Consider the following 16,672-nt stretch of genomic DNA (forward strand, 5'->3'; position numbering starts at 1 on the left):
GGGGGCGGCGTGGCCGGGCCGGGGGCCGGTGGTGGTTAGCGTGGGGGACCATGACGCTCCAGAGCGACCGGGCCGACGCGGCCGAGCCGACCGGTGTGGTCGGGGAACGGATCAGGGCCCTGATGCAGGCCGCGGACCCCGGGGCGGTGTGGGGAGTCGGGGGAGCGGACGGGGTCCGTGCCGGGTCGGCGGACGAGGACTCGACCCTCGACGTCGACGGGCTGATGCCCGCGCTCGCCCTGTGGCCCGTGATCGGGAGCCTCGTCGCCGAAGAGGCCCTACGGCTGCACACCCCCCTCACGGCATACGGGGTCGAAGCCGCCGCGGGGACCACCGCACACCACCTCCTGAGCCACTCCACCGGCCCCACGGCCCACACCGCCCTCGCCCGCCTCGCCGAGCACCTCACCGGCAGCCCCCTCGCCGAGCTCGCCGCCACCCGGATCTGGCACCCCCTCGGCATGACCGGCACCGGCTTCGCCGACGGCGTCCTGCACGCGCCCCCGGCCGACCTCGCCCGCTTCCTGAGCCACCTCCTCGCCCCGGCGGAGCACCCCCTCACCCGCGCATGGATCACCGAATCCCTCCGCATCCGCACCGGTGAGCTGACCCCGGCCCGCGGCCTCCTCTGGCACCCGGCCCCGCACGGCACCTGGTCCTACGGAGACACCCCGACGCTCTGGCTCTCCCCCCGCCTCCACCGCTGGGCACTCCTCCTCCCCACCCACCCCCCGGGCCCCCTCCGCACCACCTTCCGCGAAGCGGCCTTCGCGCCGATTCCGTAGCGGCCGGGTCCCGGGTTCCGGATCCACCCCGGTTGCTCGGGGCGCGGGGGTGGCTCGGGGGACGTACGGTGAGGGCGATGTCACCGACCGTTGGTTTCCGGCCGCGCGCGGAGGTACCCGGATGCGCACGCTTCACGAGGCCGCCCCGGACGTCCTGCCGGAGGACCTCGCCCCGGTGGCCGGATCGCAGGGAGGTGGTGCGGCCATGACCGGTCCCGGTACGACCCAGTCCGCCGTCTCACGCGGACAGCAGGCACGGGCCGGCCGCGCAGGGGCCGTCCGGTTCGCGGCGGGCCGGGCCCTTCCGCTCCTGGTCCGCGGCCGCGGCTCCGGCGGCGCCCGCCCGGCCTTCTCCGCCGAGGCGCTGCGCGCCCTGCGGGCCCGCCACGGCGGCGCCCCCGTGCTCGTGCGCGGGCTGTCCGGAGCCGTACTCGTCCTGCTCGACCGGCAGGAACTCCGGCAGTTCTACGAAGCCGAACCCGCCGCCGCACTGTCGCCCGGCCCCGGCGCGGTCCGCTCCTGCGCCGCCGTCCGCACCGTCATCGCCGAGGAGGCCCGGCACCTGACCGCCGCCGCCACCCTCGACCTGGCCCGCGCCCGGCACACCGTGGCCCGCGCCGCCCGCCGGATCGTGCTCGGCGACGGCGCGGCCGCGGGGGCCGAGCAGTTCACCGGCCTGCTCGGCCGGCTCCGCCGCCGCAGTCGGGAGCGCGCCGCAGGTGGCGACGGGCACACCCTGTTCGGCCACTGCGCCGCGTACGCCGACCGGGAGGAACAGACCCTGCGGGCCATGGACGCAGTCCCCGCCACGATGCTGCGCACCCTGCTCCTGCTCGGCACCCACACCGCCGAGCACGACGCTGCCGCCACCGAAGCCGCCGGACACGGCGTCGCCGAGGAGTTGCCCCGGCTGCGGGCCTGCGTACGGGAGTGCCTGCGCCTGTACCCGGCGGTGCCGGACCTGATCCGCGTCACCCGTACCGAGACCGAGTGGCGGGGCGTACGCCACCCCGCCGGCACCACCGTCCTGCTGCCCGCCCACTTCCACCAGCGCGACCCGGAGCAGGTGCCCGCCGCGCACGTCTTCGTACCGGGCCGCTGGAAGACCCCCGGCGCGGACGAGGACATCCGGATGGCCCCGTTCGGCCACGGCCCGGGCCGCTGCCCGGGCGACCTGCTGGGCCTGCTGATCACCACCGCGCTGTGCGCCGAGGTCCTGCGCCGCCGCCGGATCACGGCCACCCGGCCCGTACTCGACCCGCACGGACCGCTGCCCCTGGCGCTGGACCCGCGCGGCATCCGGCTCGCCCTCACCCGCCGCTGACACCACCCGCCGCCGACACCACCCGTCGCCGACGCCACCCTCCCCACCGAGATCCCGCGAGGATTCCATGTCCGACGCCGCGACCTCCGCGCCCACCGACCCGGACGCCGAGCTGCTCGACGCCCTGTGCCGCGAGCTCGCCGAGGCCGCCGACGCCGTCGGCGAAGCCGCCCGGCACGCCTCCGAACTGGCCCTCGGCACCCGGCTCCCGGCCGCCGCCCTGGGGCGCCGCCGCGCCCGCTCCCGGCACGGCTGGCGCACCCTCCTGCGCACCCTCACCGACCCGGCGGGCCTGGGCTGGGCACCGCGCGGCAGGGGTGTGGCGGGGGCCGGCTGGTTCGCCGGAATCCTCACCGGCCGCGAGAGCCTCGCCGTCAGCCTCGCCGTCTGCGGACTCAAGGCCCGGATCCGAGCGGCGAGCGCGGACCGGCCCGACCTGCTGGACGACCCCGACTGCGCGGCGATCCTCCGGGCCGTGGACGAGGACCGGCAGGCGGCGGCCGTCCGGGTGTTCCGCCGGCTCATGCGGGACCGGGGTGCCGAGCGGGCGTTCGCGCTGCTGTCCCCGTCCTTCGCCGACCTGTTCGCCTGGAACGCCCTGACCGACGCGAACCCCTTCAACGACCACGCCGGGTGGCAGGTGGCCACCGGCCGGGCCGTGCCCGCGCAGCCGCTGCTCGGACTGGGCGCCGCCATCCGGGCGTTCTTCGACCGGGACCGGGACCGCAACCGGGATCAGAACCTGGACCAGGACCGGGATCAGGGGCAACGCCCCGCCCCGACCGCCCCGCACAAAGGCTGCGTCCACACCGTCGGCCTCCTCGGCACCGGCGGCATCCTCCTCGTACAGCCCTGGCGCAGCCGGTGAGCCCCGCCACGCGGCTCCGGCCCGGTCCGCCGGACCCGGCCGACGGCCTGCGCGGCCACTCCGCCGCCCTGCGCGCCCATGCGCTCCGGCTGCACGCGGCAGCCGAAGCGCTGGACTGGCAGGGCCCGCAGGCCGACGCGTTCCGCGCCGAGGTCGCCGCCCTGGCCGACCGCTGCGCCACCGCCGCGAACGGCCTCGCCGTGGCGGCCGCGCAGCTAGAGGACGAGTGACAGCAGCAGGACGAAGCCCAGGCCGACCACCGAGATGATGGTCTCCATCACCGACCAGGTCTTGATCGTCTGTCCGACCGTCATCCCGAAGTACTCCTTGACCAGCCAGAACCCGGCGTCGTTGACGTGGCTGAAGAACAGCGAGCCCGACCCGATCGCCAGCACCAGCAGCGCCGTCTCAGTGGTGGACATGCCCGCGGCGAGCGGAGCCACCAGCCCGGCCGCCGAGATCGTGGCGACCGTCGCCGAGCCCGTGGCGAGCCGAATGGCCACGGCGATCAGCCAAGCCAGCAGCAGGGCCGGGATCGACCAGCCCTTCGAGAGGTCCAGGATCATCCGGCCGACGCCCGCGTCGATCAGGGTCTGCTTGAAGCCGCCGCCCGCGCCCACGATGAGCAGGATGCCCGCGATCGGGGCCAGCGACTTCTCCACCGTCGTCGAAAGCCGTTCCTTCGTGAACCCGGCCGCCCGGCCGAGGGTGAACATGCCCACCAGCACCGCCGCGAGCAGCGCGATCAGCGGGGAGCCCGCGACGTCCGTGACCCGCTGCAGGCCGTTCTGCGGATCGTCGACAACGATGTCAACAAGCGCCTTGACCAGCATCAGCGCCACCGGCAGCAGCACGGTGAAGACCGTCGCCCCGAACCGGGGACGGTGTTCCAGCTCGGCCGAGGGCCGCTGCGGGATCATCTGCTCGGGCGTCGGGACGTCCACCCAGCGGGCCGCGTACCGGGAGAACAGCGGCCCGGCGATGATCACGGTCGGGATGGCGACCACCACGCCGAGCGCGAGCGTCACGCCGAGGTTCGCGTGCAGCGCGTCGATGGCGACGAGCGGGCCGGGGTGCGGCGGGATCAGCCCGTGCATCACGGACAGGCCGGCCAGCGCCGGGATGCCGATCCGCATCAGCGAGTAGTTGCCGCGCTTGGCCACCAGCAGCACCACCGGGATCAGCAGCACGATGCCGACCTCGAAGAAGAGCGGCAGCCCGATCACCGAGGCGATCAGCACCATGGCCCAGGGCATCGCCCGGCCCTTGGCCTTGGCGAGGATGGTGTCGACGATCTCGTCCGCGCCGCCCGAGTCCGCGAGCAGCCGGCCGAGGATCGCGCCGAGCGCGATCAGTACGCCGACCCCCGCGACCGTGGCGCCGAGCCCGGCCGTGAAACTGACGATGGTCTTGTCCAGCGGGGCGCCCGCGAACACCCCGAGGGCGAGCGAGCCGATCGTCAGCGCCAGGAAGGCGTGCAGCTTGAGGCGGGTGATGAGCAGGACGATGACGGCGATACCCGCGAGGACGGCCACGCCCAGCTGGGTGTTCCCGGCCGAGGTGATCGGGGCGGGCGCGGCCGCTGCCAGTATCTCGACGCTGAGACCTGTCACAGTGGGGGGTTCCTTAGCTTTCTCGGGAGGGAGCGGCGGTCGGGCAGACGCCAGGCAGCGCGGACAGCGCGGCCAGGGCCCGTTCGGTGATCTCCTCGGGTGATCCGGACACGTCGACGACGACGCCGAGTTCGTCCTGCTGGAGCGGCTCCAGCGTGGCGAACTGCGAGTCCAGCAGCGCGGTCGGCATGAAGTGGCCCGTGCGCGCCGCCATGCGCCGCTCGATCAGCGGGCGTTCGCCGGTCAGGTGCACGAACACCGCGTCGGGCGCGGCGCCGCGCAGCCGGTCGCGGTACGCGCGCTTGAGCGCCGACGAGGCCACCACCGCGCCCCGCCCGGCCGGCCGGCCGGCGATCCAGGCGCCGATGGCGTCGAGCCAGGGCCGCCGGTCTGCGTCGTCCAGCGGAATGCCGGCGGACATCTTGGCGACATTGGCCGCCGGGTGGAACGCGTCGCCCTCCACGTACGGGAGGCCGAGCGCGTCCGCGAGCAGCCCGCCCACGGTCGTCTTGCCCGTGCCGGCCACACCCATCACCACCAGCACGCGCTGGGTGCCGCTCACTTCGTACCTCGCTGTTTTCGTCGTCTTCGTCGACATCGGTTCGTGCGCCCTCACTGAAGCCCATTAAGTAGTACTTATTCAAGAGTCTGACGGCAAAACATCACATCTTTTGTCCATCGAGAGGTCGCCGTACGCTTACGCCATGACCACCGAAGGCCAGGGACTCCACTCCCACGTGCTGGACACCCTCGGCCTCGCGATCACTGCGGGCGAGCACCCGCCGGGCAGCGTCCTGCGCACCGACGAGATCGCGGAGCGCTTCGACGCCTCGCGCACCGTGGTCCGCGAGGTCGTGCGCGTCCTGGAGTCCATGCAACTGGTCGAGTCACGCCGCCGGGTCGGCGTCACCGTGCGCCCCGCCGAGGAGTGGAACGTCTACGACCCGCGCGTCATCCGCTGGCGCCTCGCCGGCGCCGACCGCCCCCGCCAGCTGCGTTCCCTGACCGTGCTGCGCTCCGCGATCGAGCCGGTCGCGGCCGGCCTCGCCGCCGCCCGGGCCACCCCCGGCCAGTGCGCCGCGCTCACCGAGGCCGCCCTCGGCATGGTCAGCACCTCGCGCGGCCACCAGCTCGACGCGTACCTGCGCCACGACATCGACTTCCACCGGATCGTGCTGAACGCCTCCGGCAACGAGATGTTCGCCCGGCTCGGCGACGTCGTCGCCGAGGTCCTGACGGGCCGTACGCAGCACGCCGTGATGTTCCCCGACCCCGACCCGGCCGCCGTCACCCTCCACGTCCGGGTCGCCGAGGCCGTACGGGAGGGCGACGCGGCCCGCGCCGAGTCCCTGACCCGGCAGATCGCGGTGGGCGCCCTGGAGGAACTCGACGTCCTCGCCCCGGCGCCCACCTGCCCGTGACCGACCTCTGAAGCGCGCCTAAATCGCGTTCAACCGCAGCGCGTTCACGACACGTTCCCTACGCCACGGGGGCGTTCTCGAAGCCGGCGAAGTAGGCGGCGGCCATGTCCTCCTCGGCGTGGCCCCCCGCCGCGGCGCGGTGCATACGGGCCGCCGTGGCCCGGGCCAGGTCGACCGCGACACCCGCCCCGTCCGCCGCCTCCGCGATCAGCGCGGTGTCCTTCGCGGCGCCGTGCACCGTGAAGCTGGGCGCGAAGTCCCGCTCCAGGACGGCCTTCATCTTCGTCTGGAGGTACGGGTTGTCCATCGGGCCGCCGGTCACCGCCTGCGCGAACAGGCCCGGATCCACCCCCAGCCCCTCCGCCAGCGCGAGGGCCTCGCCGACCGCCGCCGTCAACGTGATCGCGTACCCGACCGTGGTCAGCTTCAGCCGGGTCGCGGCCCCCGCCTCGGCCCCGGCCCACAGAGTCTTGGCGCCCACCGCGTCGAACACCGGGTCCAGCCGCGGATCCGCCGGCCCGGAGGCCAGTACGACCAGCGTCCCCGCCTCGGCAGGCTGCCGGGTGCCCTGCACCGGGGCGTCCACGAACACCAGGCCGTGCTCGCGGGCGAAGCCGGCCAGTTCGTCCAGCGCGGCCACGCCGACCGTGCTCATCTGCGCCCACACCTGCCCCGCGCGCAGCCCCGGCACGGCGGCGGCCATCGCCTGCGCCACGGCCGCGCCGTCCGTCAGCATGGTCAGCACCACGTCGGCCCCGGCGACCGCCTCGGCCGGGGTGTCCACGACCACCGCGCCTTCCGCGGCCAGCGGTTCGGCCTTGTCCCGGGTCCGGTTCCACACCCTCAGCCCGAGCCCGGCCCGCAGCAGGTTCCGTGCCATTCCCGAGCCCATGATCCCGGTGCCCAGCAGCGCGACAGTGTTCACGGCGTCACTTCCCTTCCGGATACGTCCAGTCCGTCCAGTCTCGGCGCCGCACCCCGCCCGGCGGGTCATCCCACGCCCGGCGCACCCGGGCGCGGCCCGTCGTGACTCCAGGATCGCGGAAGTGGAGGTCTCCCGGGCCCGTCTCCGCAGCGACCGAGAGGCCGGGCCGTACGACTCCCCGGATGACGCCGAGCGGTTCAAGAGCCGGTACCGGGACTTGGGGAGCGAGCTGACGTAGCTCCGAGCCGAGCCGGACTCACCACTGCTGACAGCGGGGTCGGGGCAACGCAAGATCGCGGCGAGGAAGGGGATCGGTCCCAAGCCGGAGGTGGCGCTGTTCTTTCGGCTTCAGGACGCGCCCGAACTCGGCATCTTCGGCTTGGAGCCATCCTCCCAGCGCCAGGGCAGCAACGGCGTCAGCCTCCGACGTGGATGCCGGGGCGGCGGGCGGGGTCGGGTTCGTGTTTGCGGATGATCTCGCGGGTGACGGGGGCGGTGTCGCCGCGGCCGAGGAGGAAGTAGCGGAACATGTGGGTCAGGGGGCTGCCTTCCGCCCAGGCGAAGTAGCAGTGCGGCTTGACGCCCGTGGTGTCGCGCAGTGCGAGGAGGATCGCGGCGATGGCGTTCGGGGCGGCGGGGGCTTCGGCGCGCAGGATCCGGTACCCGTCCACTTCGACCCCCTGGACCGTGAGGGTTTCGCTGAAGTCCGAGGGGTCGACGACGTCGATCTCCACGAACATCACGTCGGCCGGACCGGGCACCGGGTTGTTGCCTCGCTGTTCGCGTTCCTTGTCGGCGTATTCGGCGCCGTCGCCTGCCTGGCGGCGGTTGGCGATGATGTTGATCGCGTTGTCGTAGGCGAGGGTGTCGGTGATGAACTGCCGGGCCATCGGGTCGAAGACGATGCGGTCGGCGCGCAGTTCGGTGGTCCGGGACACCCGGGAGATCAGGGAGATGGCGATGATTCCGGCGATGAAGAGGCCGGAGATGGTGATGCCGTCGGGCTTGTCGACGATGTTGGCCACCAAGGCGTAGACCAGCACGGCGGTGAGAACGGTGAAGCCGTAGGTGGTCGCGCGCTGGCGGCGGCGCAGGGCCGAGACGGTGACGGCGAAGGCGCCGGAGACCATCATGGCCAGGATGCCGGTGGCGTAGGCGCCGGCCTGGGCGTTGACATCGGCGTCGAAGGCGAAGGTGATGGCGACACAGACAACCGTGTAGACCAGTACGACCGGGCGTACGGCGCGGCCCCATTCGGGGGCCATGCCGTAGTCGGGGAGGTAGCGCGGGACGATGTTGACCAGCCCCGCCATCGCGGAGGCGCCCGCGAACCACAGGATCAGGATGGTGCTGATGTCGTAGACGGTGCCGAAGGCTTCTCCGACGTGCTCGTGGGCCAGGTAGGCCAGGGCGCGGCCATTGGCCGCCCCGCCGGCCTCGAATTCCTTGTGCGGGATGAGGACCGTGGTGACGAAGCTGGCCGCGAGCAGGTAGACGCTCATGACGGCCGCGGCGGTGGTCAGCAGCTTCCGGGAGTTGCGGATGCGGGACTGCAGCCGCTGCTCGGCGTCCTCGCCGTCGGAGGCGATGAGCGGCATCATGCTCACCCCGGTCTCGAATCCCGACAGGCCCAGGACCAGAAGAGGGAAGGCCAGCAGTGCGGGTCCGGCCAGCTCGCCGAGTCCGCCTCCGCCGTCCATGAGCGCGTCGGTCCACGCCGACCAGGCGCCCGGCGAGGTGACGACGTCGACCACGCCGACGACGATGGTCACCGCGTTGAGCAGCAGGAAGACGGCGACCAGGGGGATCGCGACGCTGACCGCTTCGCTGAATCCGAGCAGGAACACCCCGCCGAGCAGCAGCAGGAGCGCCACCGTGATGGCGACCTCGTGGCCGTTCAGGGCCTGCGGGAAGAACGGGTTCTCGACCACGTGCACGGAGGCGTCCGCCGCGGACAGGGTGATGGTGATGATCCACGAGGTGGCGACGAACCCGAGCAGCACCAGCACGAACACCTTGCCCCGCCAGAACGGCAGCAGGTCCTCGAGCATCGCCACCGACCCCGCACCGTGCGGGCTCTCGCGGGCCACCCGCCGGTACATCGGCAGCATCCCCAGCAGGGTCAGGGCCACGATCAGCAGGGTGGCGAGCGGTGAGACCGCACCCGCCGCGAGAGCGGCGATCGCCGGGACGTAGGCGAGGCTGGAGAAGTAGTCCACCCCGGTCAGGCACATCACCTTCCACCAGGCGTGCGGCTCGCCGTGTCCCTCGCCGGCCGCAGGTCCGACCGGCTGTACGCGGTGGCGGAGCAACCACTGGGCCAGACCGCCGGTCGGTGGCGCCTCCCGGGCAGGGCTCTCCACTACTTCTGGTACGGCCAGATCGTTCACGTCTGTCATGTCCCCCATCAACCCTTCCAACTCGCCCGGTCCACCGGCTCGATGGCCCGGCAACGATGACCGAGTATGGGGTCTGCCGATGTCGCGGCCCTCGGCGGGGTTCTACAACGCGGAGCCGCCGACTGCTCACCCGAAGCCGGGTCGGCCGGTGTCAGGCGTTCTCGGAGCGGCGGCGCTTGAGGAACCACCAGGCACCGGCGATCACCACGATGACGAGGACTCCGAGGCCGATCGGCAGCGCGAGAGAGGTGTCTTCCTTCTGACCGGTCTGCTCCGTGGCCCGGATCGAGATCTCTCACGGTACGGGCGGGGGTGGTGCGAGATCGTCGTCAGCGCGATCCGGACGACGCGTGCTCGGCGCGATCGGGCCAGCGGTGGTGGTGCTGGTCGATGACGTAGTGGTGGCCGTGCTGCCAGCCGCCCGAGGCCGGGTGGGCGTCGGTGAGGTGGGGGTGGCCCGGGGGCAGGTCCGGGTGGACGTGTTCCAGCTCGGACGGGTCGCGGGCCGGCCAGATGAAGACCGCGGCGGTCGCGGAGGCCAGGGCTATGACGCCGAGGACCACGGCCGTGATGGGGAGCCCGGCGCCGGCGGCGAGCCAGCCGGCCAGCGGGTAGGTGAGCAGCCAGCAGCTGTGGGAGAGCGAGAACTGGGCGGCGAAGGCGGCGGGCAGGTCCGCGTCGGCCGTGGAGCGGCGGATCACCCGGCCTCCGGGGGTCAGTACTGCCGAGCAGGCGGCCCCGATCGCGGCCCAGGAGGCCAGGATGGCGAGCCAGGACCACGAGCCGGCCGGCGATGCGGTGAGGCCGGCGACGGCTGCGAGGATCAGTGGCAGGGCGAACGCGGCCGGGAGCATGACGGCGCGGTCGGTGAAGCGCCGCAACAGGCGCGGCAGCAGCAGCGCGGTGATCATCGAGCCGGCGCCGTACGCGCCGAGGGCGAGGGACACGGCGCTGGCGGCGCGTTCGAAGTGGTCCCGGACCATGGCGACCGTGTTGACGAAGACGATGGCTCCGGCGGAGGCGACCGCGAGGTCAAGGGCGAGCAGGGCCCGCAGGCGGGGCGTCGCCCAGAACAGCCGGATGCCGAACGCGGCCTTCGCGTACGCGCCCCCGGTGCGTTCGATCGGGGCCGGCTTCGGCAGCACCGTGGCGACGACGAGGACCGCCGAGGTGATGAAGCCGAAGGAGGTCCCGATGAACAGCCAGTTGTACGAGACCAGGGTCAGCAGGGCAGCGGCCAGGGCCGGACTGAACAGGCTCTCCAGGTCGTAGGCGAGCCGGGACATCGACAGGGCCCGGGTGTAGTCCCGCTCCGCGGGAAGGACCTCCGGGATCGTGGCCTGGAAGGTCGGGGTGAAGGCCGCCGACGCCGCCTGCAGCAGGAAGATCAGGACGTAGATCTGCCAGACCTCGGTGACGAACGGAAGGGCCACGGCGACGCCGGCGCGGGTGAGGTCCATCGCCGCCATCAAGGTTCGCCGGGGTATCCGGTCGGCGATGGCGCCGATCACCGGGGCAATGGCCACGTAGGCGATCATCTTGATCGCCAATGCGGTGCCGAGGACCGCGGAGGCGTTGTCGCCTGCGATGTCGTACGCGAGGAGGCTCAGGGCGACGGTCGCCAGTCCCGTACCGACCAGGGCGACGACCTGGGCCGTGAACAGGCGGCGGTAGGTGCGGTTCCGTAGTACGTAGAGCATCGATCCCGTCCCGGTCGGCGGCGTGGGGAGACCAAACGAGCATAACCAAGATGTGCATACGTGTGCACATGTTGATTGTGGAACCAGCGACCGGCGGCCGGGGGAGCGGTCAGTCGTGGGGCGGGAGGGAGCCGAGCTGGTGGTCGGCGACGTTCAGGGCCTCGTCCACCAGCCGCCGCAGGTGCCCGTGCCGCAGGGCGTAGACGACCCTGCGGCCGTCTTTGCGGGTGGTGACCAGTCCGGCCAGCCGGAGCTTGGCGAGGTGCTGGCTGACGGAGGGACGGGCGGCGCCGCACGCTTCGGTGAGGGTCGTGACGTCGGCCTCGCCCCGGCCGAGCTCGTCCAGCAGCGCGAGGCGGGTGGCGTCCGCGAGCAGCGCCAGAACCGATACGGCTGCGGCCAGCCGTTCCGTCTGCTCCTGCGAAGGGTGTGCATCTGCCACGTGCTTGCTTGCGCTCATGCGCACATGTTAGGGCGGCCCGATGCGAATGACCGCAGTCGCGGGCGGCCCGCTCGTGCGCGCAGAACCGCTACCTGTCGTCGGTCCGCGCCCGTCAGCGATCCAGTTCCCGCTGGACTCGTCGTGACGGCTGGAAGGCGTACAGGCCGAGGACGCCGGGCTCCTCGGCGAGACGACCGAATGCCGCTGCTCGACCTTCTCGATGAACAGCTGCGCCAACCTGCGTTTCGCCGGGTCGCCGGGCATCTGAACATCCACTAGCCTTGACGTTGTGTGCATGAATGGTCGCAGAGTGTTGACGGCGCTGGTGATGGCGCTGCTGACCGTTGCCTTCTGCACGGCGGCCGGGTCCCCCGCACACGTACACGCCCTGTCACGGGCCGAGGCTTCCGCCTTCGTCGTGGCCGACCCGCCCGGCACCGCGGAGCTGTCCCACCCGGACGATCCGGCCGCCCCGCACCAGCCGGGTGACCACTGCTCGCGTGAACGGACCGAGCCGTACTGGACCGGGGCCGAGGGCCCGTCGCCCACAGGACGGGCGACTCTCGTCGAGGCCGACCCGGCGCAGCCGCGTGACCCTTCCGGGCCCCATCTCGACATGGGCGGCGGACCACCAGGTCCTGCCTGCACCAACACCCAGTCCTGCCTCTGCCTCTGGCGCATCTAGAAACCGCCGAACGGACCGTTTTGACGCGGTCCCTCACCCCCGCCTGCCCGTATGCCGAGGGCGCGGGTGAGCCGCCGCTGCCCGGCACCCGGCGCATCAAGTACCAGAGAGCAGACCCATGCACGACTCCTTCACCGCCGTCGCGACACCTGACGCCGGTCACTCCCTCCAGGCCGCCGTCGGCAACACCCCGGTCGTCCGAGTCTCCGACCCCCTCACCCCGTCAGGGCGAGGCTTCTGGGCCAAGCTCGAAGGCTTCAACCCGGGCGGCATCAAGGACCGACCCGCGCTCCACATGGTGGAGCGGGCCCGCGCCCGGCGCGAACTGAGGCCCGGAGCAGAGATCATCGAGTCCACGAGCGGCACGCTCGGGCTGGGGCTCGCCCTCGCGGGAAAGGTCTACGGACATCCCGTCACGGTCGTCACCGACCCGGGACTCGAACCCGACATGCAACGCCTGCTGTGCGCCCAGGGCGCCCGGGTGGACATGGTGGAAACCGCGCACCCCAGTGGCGGCTGGCAGGAGGCCCGGCGTCTGCGGGTGCGTGAACTCCTGGCCGAACGCCCCGGATCCTGGTGCCCCGACCAGTACGCCAACCCCGACAACGTCGGGGCCTACGCGCCGCTCGCCCGCGAGCTCGTCGCCCAGCTCGGCCGGATCGACGTCCTGGTGGTCAGCGTCGGCACCGGAGGGCACTCCGCCGGCATCAGCCGGGTCCTGCGCGTGCACTCGCCCCGTCTCAAGGTCATCGGGGTGGACTCCACCGGCTCCACCATCTTCGGGCAGCCCGCGCGGCAGCGGCTGATGCGCGGCCTCGGGAGCAGCATCCACCCCCGCAACGTCGCCTACGGCCAGTTCAGCGAGGTCCACTGGGTCGCCCCCGGCGAAGCCGTCTGGGCGTGCCGCGGGCTCACGCGCTCCCACTACGTATCCGGCGGCTGGAGCGTCGGGGCGGTCGCGCTCGTGGCCGCCTGGGCCGCCCGTACCCACTCCGCGGACACCCGGATCGCGGCCGTCTTCCCGGACGGCCCCCACCGCTACCTCTCCACCGTCTACAACGACGACTACTGCCGTCGGCATGACCTCCTGGGCGCCGAACCGGCCGACGCCCCCCTGGACATCGCCCACCCCACCGAACTCGAAGCCGTCACCTGGACCCGCTGCCGACGCGTACTCGACCCGCAGGCAGTGGACCCGCAGGCCGTGGCCGGAGCGGAGGGCCGCCGATGAGCGCGGCCGTCCTCAGGCAGCTCCGCAGCTACGACCGCAGCGTCCAGCTGCTGCTGCTCAACCAGTTCACGATCAATCTGGGTTTCTACATGCTGATGCCGTACCTGGCGCAGCACCTGTCCGGGGACCTGGTCCTGTCCGCGTGGGTGATCGGCCTGATCCTCGGCGTACGCAACTTCAGCCAGCAGGGCATGTTCCTCCTCGGCGGCACCCTCGCCGACCGCTTCGGCTACAAGCCGCTCATCGTCGCCGGCTGCACCCTCCGTACGATCGGCTTCGCCGCGCTCGGCCTCGTCGACTCGATGCCCGGACTGTTGGCCGCATCCGCGGCCACCGGTTTCGCGGGAGCCCTGTTCAACCCGGCAGTGCGCGCCTACCTGGCCCGCGACTCGGGCGAACGACGAGTCGAGGCGTTCGCCCTGTTCAACGTCTTCTACCAGGCCGGGATCCTGGCCGGGCCGCTCATCGGGCTCGCCCTCACCCAGGTCGACTTCTCCCTGACCTGTCTCGTCTCGGCGGGTGTCTTCGCGGTCCTGACCGTCGTGCAACTGCGCTCCCTGCCGCAGGCGCGCGGCACCGACACCGGCCCGCGCGAGAGCGTCCTGCACCAGTGGCGCACGGTCGTCGCCAACCGGCCGTTCCTGTACTTCGCCGCGGCCATGACCGGCTCGTACGTCCTGTCCTTCCAGGTCTACCTGGCCCTGCCGCTCGCCCTTCGCGAGTCCGCACCGCCCGGCATTGCCACGACGGCCGCAACCAGCATCCTCTTCGCGGTTTCCGGCCTGGCCACGATCTCCGGGCAGACCCGCATCACGGCCTGGTGCAAGGAGCGGTGGTCCTCCCGCCGCTCCATCACGGCCGGACTGGTCCTGATGGGGGCCGCGTTCCTGCCCATGCTCGTCCCCGCACCTGCGGCGGGCATCGGCCGCCTTCTCGGAGGCACCCTGCCCGTCGTCCTCAGCGGACTGCTCCTCGCCGTCGCGACGATGATCGTCTACCCCTTCGAGATGGACACCATCGTCACCCTCGCCGGCAACCGCCTCGTGGCCACCCACTACGGCCTGTACAACACCATCTGCGGCATCGGCATCACCGCCGGAAACCTCCTCACCGGAGTCGCCCTCGACGCCGCCCGCCGCGCCGGACTCCCGGCCCTGCCCTGGCTCTTCCTCACCGCGCTCGGCCTGGCCTGCGCCCTGGCCGTACGACGGCTGGGGTACGGCACCGAGCTGCCCGCCGCAGACGGCGCCCACGCACACCCCGAGCGACAGACCCGCTGATGGCAGTGGAAAGAGCCTCCAGGGTGCCCTCGAGCGCGGTACGCCATCACCCGAGCGGTCACGGAACTCGTGCAGCTGCACAGCACCATGGGCCTGCGCGAGCAGTACGTACACCTGCTGCCCGAGCAACGTGACGACACCCTGCCGTACCCGCAGCTCCACGCTTGCTACCTGTCGGACTTCACTGCCGCCCTGCCCTCGGCCGAATCGAGGCCGTACGAGGCCACCGTGGTGCCGGACACGCCCCGGGGCCATCTGGACCGGCTCCTCGCCATCTTGCGGAAGCGCGGCTTCGAGGTCTATCAACGCGACCACTACGTCACCCCGGACCTCGCTGTCGTCAACGTCACGGTGCCGGGACTGGAGCGGTTCATGCTCGTCACCGACGGGCAGGTCGTCGTGCCAGGCCGACGCGGGATGGCGGCCCGCGGCCGTGGCTGAACCGCGGTGGCGACCGCTCCGCCTCGCCGACGCACCGCGGGTGGCGGCACTGCTCGCCGTGTGCGAGGCAGTCGACGGGACGGGCGGCGGAGGCGGTGGCGTGGCAGACGTGTGTGAGGTCTTGAGGGCGCCCGGCATGGACCTGGCCGGCGGCACCACGTCCGGCTGGCTCGGTGGCGAGCTGGTGGCCTACGCGACGACACCGGCCCGTGAACACGCGGACCCAGTACACCGGGTGACCCTCGACATCGCAGTACACCCCTCGTACCGCGCACCGAGGACGCTCCGCGCCCTGCTCGATTGGTGCCGAGACGTCGGCCTCGCCGTCACCAAGAGCTCTACGGCGAGACCCTGTTGGAGCTCCACACCCGTACCCACCACGGCCAGGCCTGGCTCGCCGAGGCGCTGGAGGGTGCGGGTCACCGACCCGAGCGCACGTACTGGGGCATGCGGCTGGACCTGAAGGACCACCGGCTCGTCGGCTCGGCACCGATTCCGAACGACGCGGTGATCGTGCCCTTCGACGACGCGTACGACACGCTGCTACTGCGCGCCCGCAACGAGATCTTCGCCGACAACCGGGGCAGCGTTCCGATGACGGCGCGAACGTGGCGCCACTCGGTGACCGGCAGTCCGTACTTCAGGCCGGACTCCTCGTTCCTGCTCCTGCCTGAGCAGCACCGGGAGATCCTCTGCTGCCTGCTGTGCACCGAGATCGCCGACGCCGGCTCGGGCAACGACCGCGAGCTCTACCTCGCCAACGCCGGAACCCGGCCCGCACTGCACGGCAGGGGCCTCTACCGCGCCGTGTTCACCCACACTCTGGACCGGGCGAAGACACGGGGCTACCGGTGGGCCGTCCTGGACGTCGATTCGACCAACCCCATGGCGGCCGGAGGGTTCTACGACCGCATGGGCCTGCGGAGGTTCCGGACCTGGACCGCTCATGTACTGCACTGCACCCCGCCACCGAGGCCATCCTCCCCGGAGGATGCCCGGGGAGGGGCGGCAAGGCCCATGTGGCATGGTCCGGTTCAGTGACAGCCCCTGAACGCATCGGCGCGCTGGGCATCTGTGCCTCCGGCGGATACGTGCTGCCCGCAGCCGCCACCGATCACCGCATCAAGGCCGTCGCCACCGTCAGCCCCGTCGGTTTCCCAGGTGTAACCAGCTGGGTCAGCTTTGCCAGGACCATTGCTGGCCCAATGCCGACTTTGGTGACGGTTCGTCAGGTCAGTCGGCGCCCTGAGGCGATCGTGAAGAAGGCGTGGAACTGGGCTCACAGGGCCGACGCGACACCCTGGACGGAGCGTGACTGTCAGAGGCTTTGGCGCATAGCCTCGATGCAGGTGGCGTGGGCGGCGTTCGAGCGGTCGCCGGGGGTGGGCGGTACCCAGGTTCATGCCGCTGTCTGTGTCGATCGGCGGCTGTTTCCACGCCTCGCTCATGTGCACGCCGGCCTCGGAGTGTGAGGCAAAGCGTTTGGCAGCCGCCGAGGCTTCGGTCTGGAGCCGAGCTGGCGGAAGGCCATGCGGTCGCTCCGCACCGAAGGCCAGGA

At 72.1% G+C, this 16,672-nt stretch carries 15 protein-coding genes and 2 pseudogenes; 11 read left to right on the top strand and 6 right to left on the bottom strand.

The window, feature by feature from the left end; all coding sequences use genetic code 11:
* Nucleotides 1–50 precede the first annotated feature (50 nt).
* The 4 genes from OG509_RS35030 to OG509_RS35045 all read left to right on the top strand — a co-directional run bounded on the left by OG509_RS35030 (nt 51) and on the right by OG509_RS35045 (nt 3,207).
* On the top strand, nt 51–785 hold the full coding sequence (locus OG509_RS35030) for a hypothetical protein (RefSeq protein WP_406186589.1): 735 nt from the start codon (nt 51–53) through the stop codon (nt 783–785).
* 121 nt (nt 786–906) lie between these two features.
* The gene (locus OG509_RS35035; protein ID WP_406186590.1) at nt 907–2,109 is read left to right on the top strand and encodes a cytochrome P450; all 1,203 of its coding nucleotides are present in this window, start codon (nt 907–909) and stop codon (nt 2,107–2,109) included.
* A 67-nt stretch (nt 2,110–2,176) separates the two neighbouring features.
* Complete coding sequence (locus OG509_RS35040; protein ID WP_406186591.1) at nt 2,177–2,977, top strand: hypothetical protein; 801 nt, start codon at nt 2,177–2,179, stop codon at nt 2,975–2,977.
* Nucleotides 2,974–3,207 carry a hypothetical protein gene (locus OG509_RS35045; RefSeq protein ID WP_030154014.1) on the top strand — a complete coding sequence of 78 codons (234 nt, stop codon included), beginning with the start codon at nt 2,974–2,976 and terminating at the stop codon, nt 3,205–3,207. The genes OG509_RS35040 and OG509_RS35045 overlap by 4 nt, the downstream gene beginning before the upstream one ends.
* Here the strand turns inward: OG509_RS35045 and OG509_RS35050 are convergent.
* Together OG509_RS35050 and OG509_RS35055 are read right to left on the bottom strand one after the other, a co-directional pair.
* Entirely contained in the window at nt 3,193–4,590 is a 1,398-nt protein-coding gene (locus OG509_RS35050; protein WP_406186592.1) for a gluconate:H+ symporter, read from the bottom strand. The genes OG509_RS35045 and OG509_RS35050 overlap by 15 nt on opposite strands.
* 13 nt (nt 4,591–4,603) lie before the next feature.
* The gene (locus OG509_RS35055) at nt 4,604–5,188 is read right to left on the bottom strand and encodes a gluconokinase (RefSeq protein ID WP_406186593.1); all 585 of its coding nucleotides are present in this window, start codon (nt 5,186–5,188) and stop codon (nt 4,604–4,606) included.
* A 106-nt stretch (nt 5,189–5,294) separates the two neighbouring features.
* Here OG509_RS35055 and OG509_RS35060 point away from each other — a divergent pair, with 106 nt between their 5' ends.
* The gene (locus OG509_RS35060; protein WP_406186594.1) at nt 5,295–6,011 is read left to right on the top strand and encodes a FadR/GntR family transcriptional regulator; all 717 of its coding nucleotides are present in this window, start codon (nt 5,295–5,297) and stop codon (nt 6,009–6,011) included.
* A gap of 58 nt (nt 6,012–6,069) precedes the next feature.
* On the opposite strand, the gene OG509_RS35065 is transcribed toward OG509_RS35060, so the two are convergent.
* The 4 genes from OG509_RS35065 to OG509_RS35080 all read right to left on the bottom strand — a co-directional run bounded on the left by OG509_RS35065 (nt 6,070) and on the right by OG509_RS35080 (nt 11,495).
* On the bottom strand, nt 6,070–6,936 hold the full coding sequence (locus tag OG509_RS35065; RefSeq protein WP_406186595.1) for an NAD(P)-dependent oxidoreductase: 867 nt from the start codon (nt 6,934–6,936) through the stop codon (nt 6,070–6,072).
* A 416-nt stretch (nt 6,937–7,352) separates the two neighbouring features.
* Nucleotides 7,353–9,335, bottom strand: coding sequence for an amino acid transporter (locus tag OG509_RS35070; protein ID WP_406186596.1), 1,983 nt, complete (start codon nt 9,333–9,335; stop codon nt 7,353–7,355).
* 329 nt (nt 9,336–9,664) lie between these two features.
* Nucleotides 9,665–11,035 (bottom strand): MFS transporter, encoded by a 1,371-nt coding sequence (locus tag OG509_RS35075; RefSeq protein WP_406186597.1) that lies wholly within the window; start codon nt 11,033–11,035, stop codon nt 9,665–9,667.
* 109 nt (nt 11,036–11,144) lie between these two features.
* A complete protein-coding gene (locus OG509_RS35080; protein ID WP_406186598.1) occupies nt 11,145–11,495 on the bottom strand; it encodes an ArsR/SmtB family transcription factor in 351 nt (116 codons plus the stop codon).
* Nucleotides 11,496–11,772: 277 nt separating this feature from the next.
* Between OG509_RS35080 and OG509_RS35085 the strand changes: the two genes are divergently transcribed.
* The 6 genes and pseudogenes from OG509_RS35085 to OG509_RS35110 form a co-directional block, all read left to right on the top strand.
* Nucleotides 11,773–12,162, top strand: coding sequence for a hypothetical protein (locus OG509_RS35085; protein ID WP_406186599.1), 390 nt, complete (start codon nt 11,773–11,775; stop codon nt 12,160–12,162).
* Nucleotides 12,163–12,280: 118 nt separating this feature from the next.
* Nucleotides 12,281–13,393 carry a PLP-dependent cysteine synthase family protein gene (locus tag OG509_RS35090; protein ID WP_406186600.1) on the top strand — a complete coding sequence of 371 codons (1,113 nt, stop codon included), beginning with the start codon at nt 12,281–12,283 and terminating at the stop codon, nt 13,391–13,393.
* Entirely contained in the window at nt 13,390–14,673 is a 1,284-nt protein-coding gene (locus tag OG509_RS35095; protein ID WP_406186601.1) for an MDR family MFS transporter, read from the top strand. The genes OG509_RS35090 and OG509_RS35095 overlap by 4 nt, the downstream gene beginning before the upstream one ends.
* A 39-nt stretch (nt 14,674–14,712) precedes the next feature.
* Nucleotides 14,713–15,114 (top strand): annotated as a pseudogene (locus OG509_RS35100) (YcaO-like family protein); the annotation flags it as partial.
* A gap of 354 nt (nt 15,115–15,468) precedes the next feature.
* On the top strand, nt 15,469–16,155 hold the full coding sequence (locus OG509_RS35105; RefSeq protein ID WP_406186602.1) for a GNAT family N-acetyltransferase: 687 nt from the start codon (nt 15,469–15,471) through the stop codon (nt 16,153–16,155).
* A 5-nt stretch (nt 16,156–16,160) separates the two neighbouring features.
* Nucleotides 16,161–16,265 (top strand): annotated as a pseudogene (locus OG509_RS35110) (alpha/beta hydrolase); the annotation flags it as partial.
* Between the last annotated feature and the right edge of the window lie 407 nt (nt 16,266–16,672).

It is taken from the genome of Streptomyces sp. NBC_01006 (genome assembly GCF_045162725.1).
Taxonomy (GTDB): Bacteria; Actinomycetota; Actinomycetes; order Streptomycetales; family Streptomycetaceae; genus Streptomyces.